Source organism: Streptomyces sp. NPDC046915, from assembly GCF_040644935.1.
In the GTDB taxonomy this organism is placed as follows: domain Bacteria; phylum Actinomycetota; class Actinomycetes; order Streptomycetales; family Streptomycetaceae; genus Streptomyces.
In genome coordinates this window covers 571,852-586,710 of record NZ_JBEYXB010000004.1, presented here as the reverse complement: position 1 = coordinate 586,710, position 14,859 = coordinate 571,852, and the positions used below count along the sequence as shown (strand labels likewise).

Genomic DNA, 14,859 nt, shown 5'->3' with positions numbered 1-14,859 from the left:
CGACCATGGCGAACCCGACCGCCCGCAGCCGCGGCGCGGGCGCCCCCGCCCGCCGGACGATGACCGCGGCCGCCCGCGCGGCGGCCAAGCGGGTGGAGCACCGGAAACAGCCCGAGGGGCGGCGCCCGGCGGAGGAACCGCCCCCCGGGCGGACCCTGGTGATCGAGCACCCGGACGGCTGGGACGACCCGCCCGAGCCGTCGCCGGAGTCCCCCGAGGACGAGGTACCACCACCTCCGTCCCGACGATGGCTGCTCGGCGCGGTGCTCGGTGGCCTCCTCGTCGTGGGCCTGGTCGCGGCGTCCCTGCTCGGGTGGCAGTACCGGGAGGGCCGGCGTGCGGAGGCCGCGCGCGGTGCGGCGCTCACGGCCGCACGGAAGGCCGCGCCGGTCGTACTGTCGTACGACTACCGGCATCTGGACCGGGATTTCGCGCGGGCCCGTGAGCGTTTGACCGGGCACTTCCGTGACGAGTACCGCAAGACCACGGCGAGTGTGGTCGGGCCGACGGCGAGGAAGTACCACGGGGTGGTGAAGGCGACGGTCGCCGAACCTTCGAGCGGTGGCGTCCCCGCGGCCTCCGTCGTGTCGGCCTCTCCGGACCGGGCCGTGGTGCTGCTGTTCGTCAACCAGGTCACGCGGAGCACGCAGGTCTCGGGTTCCCGCCTGGATCTGAACCGGGTGCGGATGACGATGACCCGCACCTCCGAGGGCTGGAAGGTGAGCGCCGTCGACGCACTCTGACCGACGTCTTCGCCATGCCCCCGCGCCTTCCGCGCGGGGGTTTTGCCGTGCCGGCGGTCTTGACAGCGCTCCCCAGCCGCATACAGTCTTCCATTAAGCAGAAATAATTTTCCGCAATACGAAATATCCAGTGCCGCCACGGAAGGGAGCGCCGACCCCCATGGGATTCGCAGAGCAGCGCTTCGACGTCAACCTGTCGATCCTCTTCACGGAACTCCCGCTCCTGGAGCGCCCCGCGGCCGCCGCCGCGGCCGGCTTCACCGCGGTCGAGCTGTGGTGGCCATGGGTCGACTCCCCCACCCCCGAGCGGTCCGCACTCGACGCCCTGAGGCAGGCGATCGAGGACGCGGGCGTACGGCTGACGGGCCTGAACCTCTACGCCGGACAGCTGCCAGGACCCGACCGCGGCGCCCTGTCCGTCCCCGGCGAGGAGTCGGAGAGGTTCCGCGCCAACATCGAGGTGGCCGCCGGCTTCGCCGGGTCCCTGGGCTGCGGGGCGCTCAACGCGCTGTACGGCAACCGCGTCGAGGGCGTGGACCCGGCACAGCAGGACGCGCTGGCCCTGGAGAACCTGGTCCTCGCCGCCCGGGCCGCCGACCGTATCGGCGCGGTCCTGCTGATCGAGACGCTCAACAGGCCGGAGTCTCCGCTGTACCCGCTGGTGTCCGCCCCGGCGGGCATCGGCATCGTCGACAAGGTCAACGAGGCGACCGGTCTCGGCAACGCGAAGTTCCTCATGGACCTCTACCACCTGTCCATGAACGGCGAGGACCTGCCGTCGGTGATCGAGCGGTACGCGGCGAAGACCGGTCATGTGCAGATCGCCGACAACCCCGGGCGCGGTGCACCCGGAACGGGCTCCCTGCCCCTCGAAGACCTCCTCGACCGACTGAAGAAGGCGGGCTACGACGGCTGGGTCGGCCTCGAGTACAAGCCGGGCGACCGCCCGAGCACCGAGGCCTTCGACTGGCTGTCCCGCTGACCCCCCTTGGCGAAAGGCACCACACCATGAGCACCCGCCCGGATTCCTCCCACCCGACCCGCCCGGATTCCTCCCACCCGACCCGCCCGGATTCCTCCCACCCGACCCGCCCGGATTCCTCCCACCCGACCCGCCCTGCGATCGCCTGGATAGGCCTCGGCATCATGGGCTCCCCCATGTCCGAGAACCTGATCAAGGCCGGCTACGACGTCACCGGCTTCACCCTCGAACAGGAGAAGCTGGACCGCCTGGCCGCCGCCGGCGGCACCGCGGCCGGTTCGATCGCCGAGGCCGTCCGGGACGCCGACGTGATCATCACGATGGTGCCCGCCTCCCCGCAGGTCGAGGCGATCGCCTACGGCCCGGACGGCATCCTGGAGAACGCCAGGTCCGGCGCCCTGCTGATCGACATGTCCTCGATCACCCCGCAGACCTCGGTCGACCTCGCGAGGGCCGCCGCGGAGAAGGGCATCCGTGTACTGGACGCGCCCGTCTCCGGCGGTGAGGCCGGCGCGATCGAGGCCGTGCTGTCCATCATGGCCGGCGGCGAACAGGCCGACTTCGAGCGGGCGCGGCCGGTCTTCGACGCGCTGGGCAGGACCATCGTGCTGTGCGGTCCGCACGGCTCGGGCCAGACCGTGAAGGCCGCCAACCAGCTGATCGTCGCCGTGAACATCCAGGCGTGCGCCGAGGCCGTGGTCTTCCTGGAGAAGTCGGGCGTGGACCTGGAGGCCGCGCTGGACGTGCTGAACGGCGGCCTCGCCGGCTCGACCGTGCTGACCCGCAAGAAGGACAACCTCCTGCGGCGCGACTTCGCGCCGGGCTTCCGCATCGACCTGCACCACAAGGACATGGGCATCGTCACGGACGCCGCCCGCGCCGTCGGCGCGGCCCTGCCCGTAGGGGCCGTGGTCGCCCAGCTGGTCGCCTCCCTGCGCGCACAGGGCGACGGCGGCCTGGACCACTCGGCCCTGCTGCGGGCCGTGGAGCGCCTCTCGGGCGCACGGGTCTGAGCTTCTCCCCCGAGACTTCCGGGCCGTGGCGCCGCCGACAGCTGTCCTGTCGCGCCCAGGCGGCGCCACGGCCCGGAACCGACGACCGCGGCGGAGTGCGAGCCAGTGCGGTGGTGAAGGATCCGGGCCCCCTTCCCGACCGGAGGGAAGGGGCGTCCCCGGCTCCGTCGTCCCCGCCGCGGTCCTGATCGTTTATCCGGTTGAGCTCGCACCGCCGAGGCGTGTTGGCTGGCCCGCATGGTGCTCGGAGAACTGGTGAGGCTGCGGCCGCTGGAACCGTCGGACGCGGAGGCGATGTGGCGGTGGCACAACGACCCCGACGTGATGCGCTGGATGAGCGACGGCTACCCCTCGTCCCTGGCCCAGACCAGGAAGCGGATGGAGGAGCGGCCGCGCAACGCGTACGGCGAGGTGCTCTTCGGCGTCGAGGTGCCCGCCGACGCGAAGCTCATCGGCGTGGTCCGGCTGCGTGACGCCGAACCGGAGACCGGGTGCGCCGAGCTCGACCTCTATCTCGGTGAGAAGGACTACTGGGGGCGCGGCTACGCCACGGACACGATGCGGACGATCTGCCGCTACGGCTTCCAGAAGATGCGGCTGCACAAGATCAGGCTGACCGTCGTCACCGAGAACCAGGCGGCCCACCGCGTCTACCAGAAGGTCGGCTTCGTCGACGAGGGCCGGCTGCGGCAGGAATTCCGGCGCGACGGCCAGTGGTACGACATGTTCACGATGGGCCTGCTGGAGGACGAACTCCGCTGACGCCCACGCCGTCGGTCCCCCGGGGTAGCGGATGGCCGCCGCCCGCAGCAGCCTGAAGGCATGACACATCCACCGACGCGGCATCCGCACATCGTGGTGCACTCCCCGGCCCTGGACGGGTCCCGGCGGGTCACCGAGGGTGAGGTGACCCTGGGGATCGCCTCCCATCTGGACGACGTGGTCGAGATCCTGCGGCTGGCCGACCTGGACCGGATCGAGGTCGAGGAGAGCGACCTCATCGACTGGCAGGGCGGCGGACCGGAGGACTGGCCGGGGCTGTCCGAGCACGGGGAGCCGTGAAGACCCGTACGACACCTACGGCACCGGACGTATCCGTGCTACGCAATGCTCAAATCAAGCTCTGAAACACCGCCGGGAGGCTTCGGCGGGCCCCCTCGGCGGGCACATTCCCGTCACGCGGGGCCCGCCGGCACGGGGGCGGCGGGCCCCGCACGGGGGTGTGGCATGAGCGCTACGACGACGATCCCACTGCGACCGCACGAGATCGCGCTGCTCCGGGGCGGTCCCCGCGCGGCGCTGACGGTCGCCGTGCTCGACCTGCACCTGCGGGATGCCGCGAAGGCGGGCCGGGCGGGCACGATGCGCGCCTCCGGCCCGGCGGAGCGGGCGGACCTGCCGCCGCTGCCCGCGTTCACCAAGGCCGTGCACGGGGCGCTGTACCGCGCCGCCGGCATGCGGCAGTTACTGGACCGGCAGGGTGTCCGCCGGGCGCTCGCCGACCTGCGCGACGACCTCACGGCCGCGGGCCTGCTGCGCACCTTCCCGCCGGGCCGCCCGCGGGCCGCCCGCCGTGCGCTGAAGGACCTGCGCGCCCGGCATCCGCTGCCCGCCCGCCGCTCCGGCCTGTCCGCCGAGGACAAACTCCTCCTGGTCGCGCTGTACGGCGACGAGGCGCTGACCCTGCTGGCGCGGCGCTTCGCCCAGGAGGCCGGCCTGACGGGCCGGGGCGGCACCACGGAACGGGAGCTCAGGCAGTCCTGGGGCGACTCCAGCGGCGGGGGCTTCAGCTGCGGGACGGTGTGAGGGCGCGGTACGAGGGCGGGGCGGCGCGCCCCGGGATGCCGGTCCGGCAGCAGCCCGCACCGCCGCCCTGCCGTGCTCGCGTGTGTCAGACCTTGAGCGGCCTGATCGCCGTCGGCGCGTGGCCGGGCTCGGTCGCCGGTTCCTCGAACTCGACCACGTCGCCGATGTCGTTGGTGCCGGACATCGAGATGTCGGTGACACGTTCGAGGATCACCTCGACCACGACCGGCACCCGGAACTCGGCGGCGAGCTTCCTGGCCTGCTCGAAGGCCGCGCCCAGTCGGGCCGGGTCGGTGACGCGGATCGCCTTGCAGCCCAGGCCCTCGGCGACCTTGACGTGGTCGACGCCGTAGACGCCCAGCTCGGGCGAGTTGACGTTCTCGAACTCCAGACTGACCTGGAAGTCGATGTCGAACGCCCGCTGCGCCTGGCGGATGAGGCCCAGGTAGGAGTTGTTGACCAGGACGTGGATGTAGGGGATCTTGTGCTGCGCGCCGACCGCCAGCTCCTCGATCAGGAACTGGAAGTCGTAGTCGCCGGACAGGGCGACGACCTGCCCCTCGGGATCGGCCGTGGCCACGCCGAGCGCGGCCGGGACGGTCCAGCCCAGCGGGCCCGCCTGGCCGCAGTTGATCCAGTGCCGCGGCCGGAAGACGTGCAGCATCTGGGCGCCGGCGATCTGCGAGAGGCCGATGGTGGAGACGTACCGCGTCTCGGGGCCGAACGCCTTGTTCATCTCCTCGTAGACCCGCTGCGGCTTGATCGGGATGTCGTCGAAGTGCGTACGGCGCTGGAGTGCGGCCTTCTTCTCCTGCGCGGCGGCGGCCCAGTGGGAGCGGTCGGGCAGAGCGCCCCGGGCGTCGAGTTCGCGGGCCGCCTCGACGAAGAGTTCCAGTGCCGCCTTCGCGTCGGAGGTGATGCCGTAGTCGGGCGCGAAGATCCTGCCGATCTGGGTCGGCTCGATGTCCACGTGGACGAAGGTCCGGCCGGCCGTGTAGACGTCCAGCCGGCCGGTGTGGCGGTTGGCCCAGCGGTTGCCGATGCCGAGGACGAAGTCGGACTCCAGGAAGGTCGCGTTGCCGTAGCGGTGCGAGGTCTGGAGGCCGACCATGCCGGCGTTCAGCTCGTGGTCGTCCGGGATGACGCCCCAGCCCATCAGCGTCGGGATCACCGGGACTCCGGTCAACTCGGCGAATTCGACGAGGAGTCCGGCGGCGTCCGCGTTGACGACCCCGCCGCCCGCCACGATCAGTGGCCGCTCGGCGGCGTCGAGGAGGGCGATCGCCTTCTCGATCTGGGCTCGGGTGGCGGCCGGCTTGTAGGCCGGGAGCGGCGCGTACGTCTCCGGGTCGAACTCGATCTCGGTGAGCTGGACGTCGACCGGCAGGTCGATCAGCACCGGGCCCGGCCGGCCGGAGCGCATCAGGTGGAAGGCCTGCTGGAAGACGCCGGGGACCTGGGCGGCCTCCAGGACGGTGACGGCCATCTTGGTCACCGGCTTCGCGATGGAGGCGATGTCGACGGCCTGGAAGTCCTCCTTGTGGATCACGCCGGTCGGCGCCTGGCCCGTGATGCAGAGGATCGGGACCGAGTCGCCGATGGCCGAGTACAGGCCGGTGATCATGTCGGTGCCGGCCGGGCCGGAGGTGCCGACGCAGACGCCGATGTTGCCGGGGCGGGTGCGGGTGTAGCCCTCGGCCATGTGCGAGGCGCCCTCGACGTGCCGGGCGAGGGTGTGGGCGATGCCGCCGGAGGCCTTGAGAGCCGCGTAGAAGGGGTTGATCGCCGCGCCCGGCACACCGAACGCGTCGGTGACGCCCTCGCGCTTGAGGATCTCGACTGCCGCGCGGGCAGCGGTCATACGAGCCATCGAGTACTCCTTCGAAGGTCGGATTCGCACTCCCGTCGCGCCCCGCGGGTGAGCAGCTGTTCCGAATATTCCGCATGATGGAAAATTTCTTCTGCTATCTGGAAATAATCTAGGCGGGGCCGCGAAAGCCGTCAAGACAGGGGCAAGTGAGGGACAAGGAGGGCCCGCCTGAACGACGATGGGGGGCATGCCCGAGAGCGTGCCGGTGCGCTGCCCGGCCTGCCGGCGTGAGCACGTCTACACCACGCCGTCGTATCCCTGTACCTGCGGGGCCCCGGTCAGCCCGCCGTTGGACCGGAGGACCGCGCCCACCGCCGTCGCGCACCGGGCCTGGGACGAGGACTGGGTCACCGTGGCGTGCGCCTCCTGCGGCCGCCGTGACCAGTGGCCGCACCCGGAACTGGGCTGCCCGTGCGGGACGGTGCTGCGACTACCGGTCTGCGGGGCGCCGCCGCCGGTGGCCCGCCCCGGCGCCGGCCCCGGGCCGGTCCCGCACCCGGTGCGCCGGCCGCCCTTCCACCCGGTGACCATCCGCACCGCGCGCGACGCGGTCACCGCCGCGGCGCTCTACCTGCGCTGGCTCGGCTACCGCGACATCCGGCGCGCCGACCAGCGTCCCCCGTCCGGTATCGGCCTGGCCGCGCGCGGACTGCTGGCCCAGGTCGACCCCACCGTGCGACCGGCCTCGCTGCGGGACGTGGAGTGCCTGTGGCTGACGGCCATGACGGAGTCCGCGGAGTGTGTCTACTTCTCGCTCGCCGGGTACGCCGAGGCCGCCCGCGTCCGCGCCGACGGCCTCGGCATACCCCTGTTCGTCCTGGACCTCACCGGCACCCCGCAGCCGGTGAACGCCGTCGCCGACGACCTCAACGCCACGGGCACCTGAGCATGCGAGAACCTCGGTCCGGGGCTCCTTAGCGCCCGTACGTCTCCCGCAGTTCCACCTTGCGGACCTTCCCGGACACCGTCATCGGGAAGGTGTCGAGGATCTCCACCCGGCTGGGCACCTTGTAGTGCGCGAGCCGTCCCGCGCAGAAGGCGCGCACGTCCTCCAGCGTCGGCGGACCGGCCGGGTCGCGCGGGACGACGCAGGCCAGGACCTCCTCGCCGTACGTCTCGTGCGGCACGCCTACGACCTGGACGTCGCGGATCTTCGGGTGGCCGTAGAGGAACTCCTCGATCTCACGGGGGTAGATGTTCTCCCCGCCCCGGATGATCATGTCCTTGATGCGGCCGACGATCTCGACGTACCCGTCCTCCCGCATCACCGCCAGGTCGCCGGTGTGCATCCAGCGTCCCGCGTCGATCGCTTCGGCGGTCTTCTCCGGCTCGTTCCAGTAGCCGAGCATCACGCTGTAGCCGCGGGTGCACAACTCCCCCGCACTGCCCCGCGGTCGGGTCACCCCGTCGACCGGGTCGACGATCTTCACCTCCAGGTGCGGCAGCACCCGGCCGACCGTGCCGGTGCGGTGCTCCAGGTCGTCGTCGATCCGCGTCTGGAGCGACACCGGGGAGGTCTCGGTCATGCCGTAGCAGATGGACACCTCCGCCATGTGCATCTCGGCGACCACCCGTTTCATCACCTCCACCGGACACGGCGAGCCCGCCATGATGCCGGTGCGCAGCGACGACAGGTCGTACGTGGCGAAGTCGGTGAGGTTCAGCTCCGCGATGAACATCGTGGGCACGCCGTACAGCGAGGTGCAGCGCTCCCGCTCGACCGCCTCCAGCGTGGCCTTCGGGTCGAAGGACGGCGCCGGAACGACCATGCAGGCGCCGTGCGAGGTGGCGGCCAGATTCCCCATGACCATGCCGAAGCAGTGGTAGAACGGCACGGGGATGCAGATCCTGTCCTGTTCCCCGTAGGCGACCGCCTCCCCCACGAAGTAGCCGTTGTTGAGGATGTTGTGGTGGGAGAGGGTGGCCCCCTTGGGGAAGCCCGTCGTCCCCGAGGTGTACTGGATGTTGATGGGGTCGTCGCAGGACAACTCCGCCGCCCGCGCGAGCAGTTCCGCGCGCCGGTCCGGCGTGCCGCGCCCGGCCATCGCCTCCCAGCTCGGGTCGCCGATGTAGACGGTCTCCCGCAACTGCGGGCACCTGCCCCGCACTTCCTCGACCATCGCCCGGTAGTCACTCGCCTTGTGACTGAGGGAGGCGAACAGCAGGGAGATCCCAGCCTGGTTGAGGACGTACTCCACCTCGTGCGTACGGTAGGCGGGGTTGATGTTCACCATGACCGCGCCGATCCGGGCGGTGGCGTACTGGACCAGCACCCACTCGGCGCAGTTGACCGCCCAGATGCCCACCCGGTCGCCCTTCGCGACCCCGCTCGCCAGCAGCGCGTACGCCAACCGGTCGACGTCGGCGGCGAATTCGGCGTACGTCCAGCGCCGCCCCGACGGCACGTCCACCAGCGCCTCGCGGTCCGGCCAGGCGGCGACCGCCCGGTCCAGGTTCGCCCCGATGGTGTCGCCGAGCAGGGCGGTGGCGCCGGTCCCGTGCGTGTACGACAGCTCGCTCACCGGAAGTCCTCCTCGCGGTACTCCTTCTCCGAGCCCGCCGCCGTGGCCTCGCGCAGCTCGATCCGGCGGATCTTGCCGGAGACGGTCTTGGGCAGCTCGCCGAACTCCAGCCGGCGGATGCGCTTGTAGGGGGCGAGGACCTCGCGGGAGTGCTCGAAGAGCACCTTGGCGGTGTCGGGGCCGGGCTGCCAGCCCTCGGCGAGGACGACGTAGGCCTTGGGCACGGCCAGGCGCAGCTCGTCCGGCGCGGGCACGACGGCCGCCTCGGCCACGGCCTCGTGCTCCAGCAGGGCGCTCTCCAGCTCGAACGGACTGATCTTGTAGTCCGAGGCCTTGAAGACGTCATCGCTTCGACCGATGTACGTCAGATATCCGTCTTCGTCCCGTGAGGCGACATCTCCGGTGCGGTAGTAGCCGCCCGCCATCGCCTCCGCCGTGCGGTCCGCGTCCCCGTGGTACCCGGCCATCAGGCCCACCGGCCGGGCGGACAGATCGAGCGCGATCTCGCCCTCGGCCGCGCCGGGGGCACCGGAGACCGGGTCCAGCAGCTCGACCTTGTAGCCGGGGCTGGGCCGCCCCATCGAGCCGGTCTTGAGGGGCTGGCCGGGGCTGTTGGAGACCTGCACGGCGGTCTCCGTCTGGCCGAACCCGTCCCTGATGGTGACGCCCCAGGCCCGCCGCACCTGCTCGATGACCTCGGGGTTGAGCGGCTCACCGGCGGCGAGGGCCTCGCGGGGCGGGGTGGCGAGCACGCTCAGGTCGGCCTGGATGAGCATGCGCCACACGGTCGGCGGGGCGCAGAACGTGGTCACCCCGGCCCGGTCCATCTCGGCCATCAGCCGGGCCGGGTCGAAGCGGGTGTAGTTGTGGATGAAGACGGTCGCCTCCGCGTTCCACGGGGCGAAGAGATTGGACCAGGCGTGCTTGGCCCAGCCGGGCGAGGAGATGTTCAGGTGCACGTCGCCGGGTTCGAGGCCGATCCAGTACATGGTGGCCAGGTGCCCGATCGGGTACGAGGCGTGGGTGTGCTCGACCAGCTTGGGGCGGGCGGTGGTGCCCGAGGTGAAGTAGAGCATCAGCGGGTCGTCGGCCAGGGTGGGGCCGTCGGGGAGGAACTCGGCGGGTGCGGTGTACGCGTCCTCGTACGGCTCCCAGCCCTCCTCGGGCAGACCGCCGACGGCGATCCGGGTGTAGGCGCCGGGCACCTCGGCGAACTTGGCGGTGTCCTCCGCGCGCACGATCACGTGCTTGACCCGGCCCCGTTCGACGCGGTCGCGCAGATCGGCGGGGCCGAGCAGCGGGGTGGCGGGGATGACGACCGCGCGCAGCTTCATCGCGGCCAGCGCCGTCTCCCACAGCTCGGCCTGGTTGCCGAGCATGACCAGCACCCGGTCCTCGGCCTCGACGCCGCGTTCCCGCAGCCGGTTCGCGACCCGGTTGGAGCGCTCGGCGAGCTCCGCGAAGGACAGCCGGGTCTCGGTGCCGTCCTCCTCGACGATGTGCAGGGCGGTGCGGTCGTTGCCGTCCGCGATGACGTCGAACCAGTCCAGCGCCCAGTTGAACCGCTCGGGGCGCGGCCAGTCGAAGCCCTCGTACGCCGTGGCGTAGTCCTCGCGGTGTTCCAGCAGGAAGTCCCGCGCCCTGCGGAAGAGCTCCGTCGCCGTCGTCATCTGTCCTCCTGGTTGCCGGACCATTGCCGGGCGGCTCTCTGGCATCGTGTAATCCGTGATGCAGGTCTCACTACCCCCGAACGGGGGTGTGGGCAGCACGAAGCCGCGATGAAGGGGCGAAGAGGTGACAGCAGACGCCGCCGGGGTGGTGGAGATTCGCAGTGCGCTGGCCCGGCTGCGACGCACGACCGGGCTCCCGGTCGCCTTCGGCGGCCTGGTCGAGGCCGGCCGGCCGCAGATGCGGATCAGCGAGCTGAGCGGCACCGCCACCGTGGCGCTGCGCTCGCTCGCGGTGACCTCCGGCAACGGGCTGGGCGGCAAGGCGGTGGCGCTGGCCCGGCCGTGCGCGGTGACGGACTACTCCGTCTCCCGGCGGATCAGCCACGAGTACGACATCCCGGTGGCCGCGGAGGGCCTGCGCTCGGTGCTGGCCGTGCCGGTGGTGGTACGGCGCCGGGTGCGGGGCGTGCTGTACGGCGCGCTGCGCACGGCCCAGCCGCTGGGCGACCGCGCGCTGGGCGCGGCGATGGAGGCGGCGCGGGACGTGGAGCAGGCGCTGGTGGTCCGGGAGGAGGCGCGGGGCCTGCTGACCGCGGTCCGGCCGGAGCCCGCCCCCGGCGCGACGGCGGCGGGCCGGGAACGGGTGCGCGAGGCGCACGCCGCGCTGCGCGCGCTGGCCCCGCGGATCGGCGACCCGGAGCTGCGGGCCGAGCTGCTGGCGGCCTGCGGCCTGCTGACCGGCACGGGCCCGGCCGCCGGCCCGAGCCTCGCCCCTCGTGAACTGGACGTCCTGGCCTGCGTGGCGGACGGCGCGACCAACGCGACGGTGGCCCAGCGGCTGGGCCTGCGCCCGGAGACGGTCAAGGGGTACCTGCGCTCGGCGATGCGCAAACTGGGCGCGCACACCCGGGGCGAGGCGGTCTCCACGGCACGCCGCGCGGGCCTGTTGCCCTAGGAACCGTCCCGTCGGCCGGATGTCGTCAGGGCCGTGTCCTCGTGCTGGCGGGCGACCAGTGTCGCGTAGGTGCCGCCGCGGTGCAGCAGGTCGTCATGGGTGCCCGTCTCGACGATGCGGCCCGCTTCCAGTACGACGATCAGGTCGGCGTCGCGGATGGTGGACAGCCGGTGGGCGATGACCAGCTGGGTGCAGCCGAGCTCGGCGAGGTTGCGGCGCACGGTGTCCTCGGCGGCGGCGTCGAGGGACGACGTCGGCTCGTCGAGCAGCAGGATCCGCGGGCGTCCGGCGAGTGCGCGGGCCAGGGCCAGGCGCTGGCGCTGGCCGCCGGACAGCCGCCCGCCGCCTTCGCCCACGTCGGTGCCGTAGGTCATGGGCATCCGCGCGATGTCCTCGTCGATCGCGGCCAGCCGGGCGGCGTCCATCACCTCGTCGGGGGCGAGTTCGCCGTGTCCGAGGGCGATGTTGTCGGCGATGGAGCCGGCGAGCAGGAACGGCGCCTGCGGAACGGCACCGACGCGCTCGCGCAGCCATCCGCGGTCGAGCTCGGGCAGCGGCACCCCGTCGAAGCGCACCTCGCCCTCGGTGGCGTCCAGCAGGCCGAGCAGCACCCGGCCGAGGGTGGTCTTCCCGGAGCCGGAGGCGCCGACCAGCGCGACCCGCCGGCCGGCCTCGACACGCAGGTCGATGTCGTGCAGGACCTGTTCACCGCCGTCGTAGGAGAAACCGACGCCGTGCAGCTCGATCGCCCCGGTCAGGTCCGTGCCGGGGCGGCGGCCGCCGGTGGGCTCGGGGGCGGCGCCGACCACGTCGCCGAGGCGGTCGACGTGCGCGAGCGCGAGGTTGAGCTGCTGGACGGTGGTGAGCAGGGAGGCGAGGGGGGCGAGGGCGGAGCCCGCGAAGGCCGCGTAGGCGAGGAGTTCGCTGACGCTGTGGGTGTCGGAGGTCCGGACGATGTGGGCGATGGCGACGAGCAGTCCCGCGGCCAGCCCGAACTGGAGGGCGCCGGTGGCGGCCTGGATGCCGGCGAGATGGCGGTCGCGGCGGCGCGCGGCGCCGAGTTCGCGGTCGTAACGGGATCGCCAGCGGGACAGTACGGCCCCTTCGCCGCCGCACGCCTTGATGGTCTCGATGCCGTTGAGGGCCTCGACCAGGGCGCTCTGGCTGCTGCTCTGGGCGGCGAGCGTGGCCTGTGAGTGCCGCAGGCTGGCTCGGGCGCCGAGGACCGCGACGAGGCCCTGGGCCACTCCGACCAGCGCCGTGACCAGGGCGATCTCGGGCGATTCCAGGGCGACGACGGCGAGGAACCCGAGACCCATGACACTGTCGAACAGCAGCGCGAATGACCGCTCCGTCAGCAGTTCCCGGAGTGTGGACACCGCGCCGAAGCGGCTGATGAGGTCGCCCGCGGTGCGCTGTTCGAAGAACGCGTACGGCAGTGACAGGGTGTGCCCGACGAGCCGTTCCATGACCGCTCCCGAGGCCCGGGTGTGGACCTGGGCGAAGAGCAGCGACCGCATCCGGGCGGCGGCACCCTGACTGGCGACGGCGCAGCCCACCCAGACAGCGAGCATCGGCACCAGCCCGTCGAGCGTGCCCATCGGGGCCCACTGCGTGGCCGCGATCGTGAGCAGCGGGATCAGCAGCGTGAACACCTGCACCAGAAGCGACGCCCCCACGAGGGCGGCGGCGGTCCGCTTGCCGCCGAGACTGCCGGCGAGCAGCCGCCGCACCGGGTGGCGCTCCGCGCGGTCGAGGCGGGGCGCGAGCCCGTCCGGGCCGGGTTCGGCACACATCGCGACCCCGCTGTAGCGCTCCATGAACTCGGAACGCGGCATGCGTACCTTGCCGACGGCGGGATCGGCGACGGTGACGTCGAGGCGGCGGACCCGTTCGACGACGACGTAGTGGTTGTCGTCCCAGTACGCGATCACCGGCATGGGCAGCTGGGCGACGCTGTCGGCGGACGCGGCGACGGCGCGCATCCGCAGGCCGTACTCGGTGCCGGTGTGCAGGAGTGCCCGGCCGCTCACGCCGCTGCGTCCGGCGGGCATGCGCTCGCGGACCTCCGCGACGGTGGTGCGGCGGCCGAACGCGCCGAGCACCATCGCCAGGCACGCCGCGGCGCAGTCGGTGGTGGTGTGCTGGAGTCTCAGCGGCACGTGCATCGCTGGTCCTTTGCGGGATGGGGCGGCGGACGGGGCGGACCGGCGCGGGATCAGAACCAGTGCCAGGTGATCTGCGCGCGGGAGCGGCGTTCGGCGAGCCAGGCGGCGACGGCCGCGCGGCCCGCGGCGGCGAGCGTGTCGTCGTCGTGGGGTGCGGGACGGCGGGTGAGGACGGCGCCGACGAGCAGTTCGCCGTCGTACGGAACGGGCCGGGGGGTGAGCGTGCCCGCCTCGAGGTCGCGCAGCGGGAGCGGCAGGCCGTCGGGCAGGCTGGTGCCGGTGGTCACGCGCAGGGGCGCGCCGGCTTCGGCCGCGGCGCGGGCGAGTGCGGCGAACTCCTCGGCGTCGCGGGCCTCGGCGAGCCGGGCCAGCGGCGCGGACTGCCGGGCGCCGGCCCAGACGGCGTGGACGTGCTCGAAGTCCCGTGCGTGGGTGCGCAGATGGTCGCGGGCCTGGCTCTCGGCGATGCGGCGGCGCAGCCGGGCCGCCAGGGCGTCGTTGGTCATCTGCTGTTCGAACGCGGCGGTGGTCAGGCCGAGCGAGTCGAGCCAGGCGAACAGCGCGTCGCGGCTGTGCAGGCCGCGGCGGCGGCGGAAGTCGTCCGCGGTGGCCTGGATCTCGGCCGGCGTCACCGGCTCGGGGTCGGCGAAGGCGGCCGTGAGCAGCAGGGCGTGGTCCACCAGCTGGTCGTGCAGGGTGCGGTCGCGGAGCCCCGCGGCCCGCAGGACGTACAGCGCCGCGGGGATGGACACCGAGTGCAGCCCGTCGATGGTGAGCACCTGGCCCGCCGCCCAGTGGGTGGAGTGGTCGACGGCCCACGGCAGGCCGTCCTCGGGCTGGGAGTTGACGGCGACGCAGCCGCCGTCGGGATGGTCGATGAGCAGGTCGTAGTCGACCAGGGGGGTGCCCGGCGGTTCGTCCACGACGAGGACGGCGGCGGGTCCGCCGCGGCGGCGCACGTCCGCGGCCCAGCGCTCGGCGCTGCGGCGGGCGCCGGCCAGGCTCTCGCGGCGGCGGGGCAGGGAGCGCAGCAGGGCCACGGCCTCGGCGAGGGTGGCGTCGAAGGACAGTGCCGGGACCGCGGCGGGTGCCGCGGGGGCGGTCGGAACGGCGGTGGCGGGGGTCATGGC

At 72.6% G+C, this 14,859-nt stretch carries 13 protein-coding genes; 8 read left to right on the top strand and 5 right to left on the bottom strand.

Annotated elements, in window-relative coordinates; genetic code table 11:
* Positions 1-5 precede the first annotated feature (5 nt).
* The 6 genes from ABZ915_RS13810 (at position 6) to ABZ915_RS13785 (ending at position 4,544) form a co-directional block, all read left to right on the top strand.
* Entirely contained in the window at positions 6-743 is a 738-nt protein-coding gene (locus ABZ915_RS13810; protein WP_361800864.1) for a hypothetical protein, read from the top strand.
* Between the two features lie 160 nt (positions 744-903).
* A complete protein-coding gene (locus tag ABZ915_RS13805; protein WP_361800861.1) occupies positions 904-1,725 on the top strand; it encodes a TIM barrel protein in 822 nt (273 codons plus the stop codon).
* A gap of 26 nt (positions 1,726-1,751) precedes the next feature.
* A complete protein-coding gene (locus ABZ915_RS13800) occupies positions 1,752-2,738 on the top strand; it encodes a 2-hydroxy-3-oxopropionate reductase (protein ID WP_361800858.1) in 987 nt (328 codons plus the stop codon).
* 237 nt (positions 2,739-2,975) lie between these two features.
* Entirely contained in the window at positions 2,976-3,500 is a 525-nt protein-coding gene (locus ABZ915_RS13795) for a GNAT family N-acetyltransferase (RefSeq protein WP_361800855.1), read from the top strand.
* A 60-nt stretch (positions 3,501-3,560) separates the two neighbouring features.
* Positions 3,561-3,800, top strand: a complete 240-nt coding sequence (locus tag ABZ915_RS13790; RefSeq protein WP_361800852.1) for a hypothetical protein — start codon at positions 3,561-3,563, stop codon at positions 3,798-3,800.
* A 165-nt stretch (positions 3,801-3,965) separates the two neighbouring features.
* Positions 3,966-4,544, top strand: a complete 579-nt coding sequence (locus tag ABZ915_RS13785) for a TIGR04222 domain-containing membrane protein (RefSeq protein WP_361800849.1) — start codon at positions 3,966-3,968, stop codon at positions 4,542-4,544.
* Positions 4,545-4,629: 85 nt separating this feature from the next.
* Here ABZ915_RS13785 and gcl read toward each other — a convergent pair whose 3' ends face one another.
* Positions 4,630-6,414: a glyoxylate carboligase gene (gcl, locus tag ABZ915_RS13780; RefSeq protein WP_361800846.1), complete on the bottom strand. Its 1,785-nt coding sequence runs from the start codon at positions 6,412-6,414 to the stop codon at positions 4,630-4,632.
* Between the two features lie 178 nt (positions 6,415-6,592).
* Here gcl and ABZ915_RS13775 point away from each other — a divergent pair, with 178 nt between their 5' ends.
* The gene (locus ABZ915_RS13775) at positions 6,593-7,300 is read left to right on the top strand and encodes a hypothetical protein (protein WP_361800843.1); all 708 of its coding nucleotides are present in this window, start codon (positions 6,593-6,595) and stop codon (positions 7,298-7,300) included.
* Positions 7,301-7,328: 28 nt separating this feature from the next.
* Here ABZ915_RS13775 and ABZ915_RS13770 read toward each other — a convergent pair whose 3' ends face one another.
* Together ABZ915_RS13770 and ABZ915_RS13765 are read right to left on the bottom strand one after the other, a co-directional pair.
* Positions 7,329-8,936 (bottom strand): AMP-binding protein, encoded by a 1,608-nt coding sequence (locus tag ABZ915_RS13770; protein WP_361800840.1) that lies wholly within the window; start codon positions 8,934-8,936, stop codon positions 7,329-7,331.
* Positions 8,933-10,606 (bottom strand): AMP-binding protein, encoded by a 1,674-nt coding sequence (locus ABZ915_RS13765; protein ID WP_361800837.1) that lies wholly within the window; start codon positions 10,604-10,606, stop codon positions 8,933-8,935. The genes ABZ915_RS13770 and ABZ915_RS13765 overlap by 4 nt, the downstream gene beginning before the upstream one ends.
* A 124-nt stretch (positions 10,607-10,730) precedes the next feature.
* Here ABZ915_RS13765 and ABZ915_RS13760 point away from each other — a divergent pair, with 124 nt between their 5' ends.
* Positions 10,731-11,561 (top strand): helix-turn-helix transcriptional regulator, encoded by an 831-nt coding sequence (locus ABZ915_RS13760; RefSeq protein ID WP_361800834.1) that lies wholly within the window; start codon positions 10,731-10,733, stop codon positions 11,559-11,561.
* Here ABZ915_RS13760 and ABZ915_RS13755 read toward each other — a convergent pair.
* Positions 11,558-13,729: a peptidase domain-containing ABC transporter gene (locus ABZ915_RS13755; protein ID WP_361800831.1), complete on the bottom strand. Its 2,172-nt coding sequence runs from the start codon at positions 13,727-13,729 to the stop codon at positions 11,558-11,560. The two genes, ABZ915_RS13760 and ABZ915_RS13755, sit on opposite strands and share 4 nt — an antisense overlap.
* A gap of 50 nt (positions 13,730-13,779) precedes the next feature.
* Positions 13,780-14,856, bottom strand: a complete 1,077-nt coding sequence (locus tag ABZ915_RS13750; RefSeq protein ID WP_361800828.1) for a TIGR04500 family putative peptide maturation system protein — start codon at positions 14,854-14,856, stop codon at positions 13,780-13,782.
* Positions 14,857-14,859: the final 3 nt, after the last annotated feature.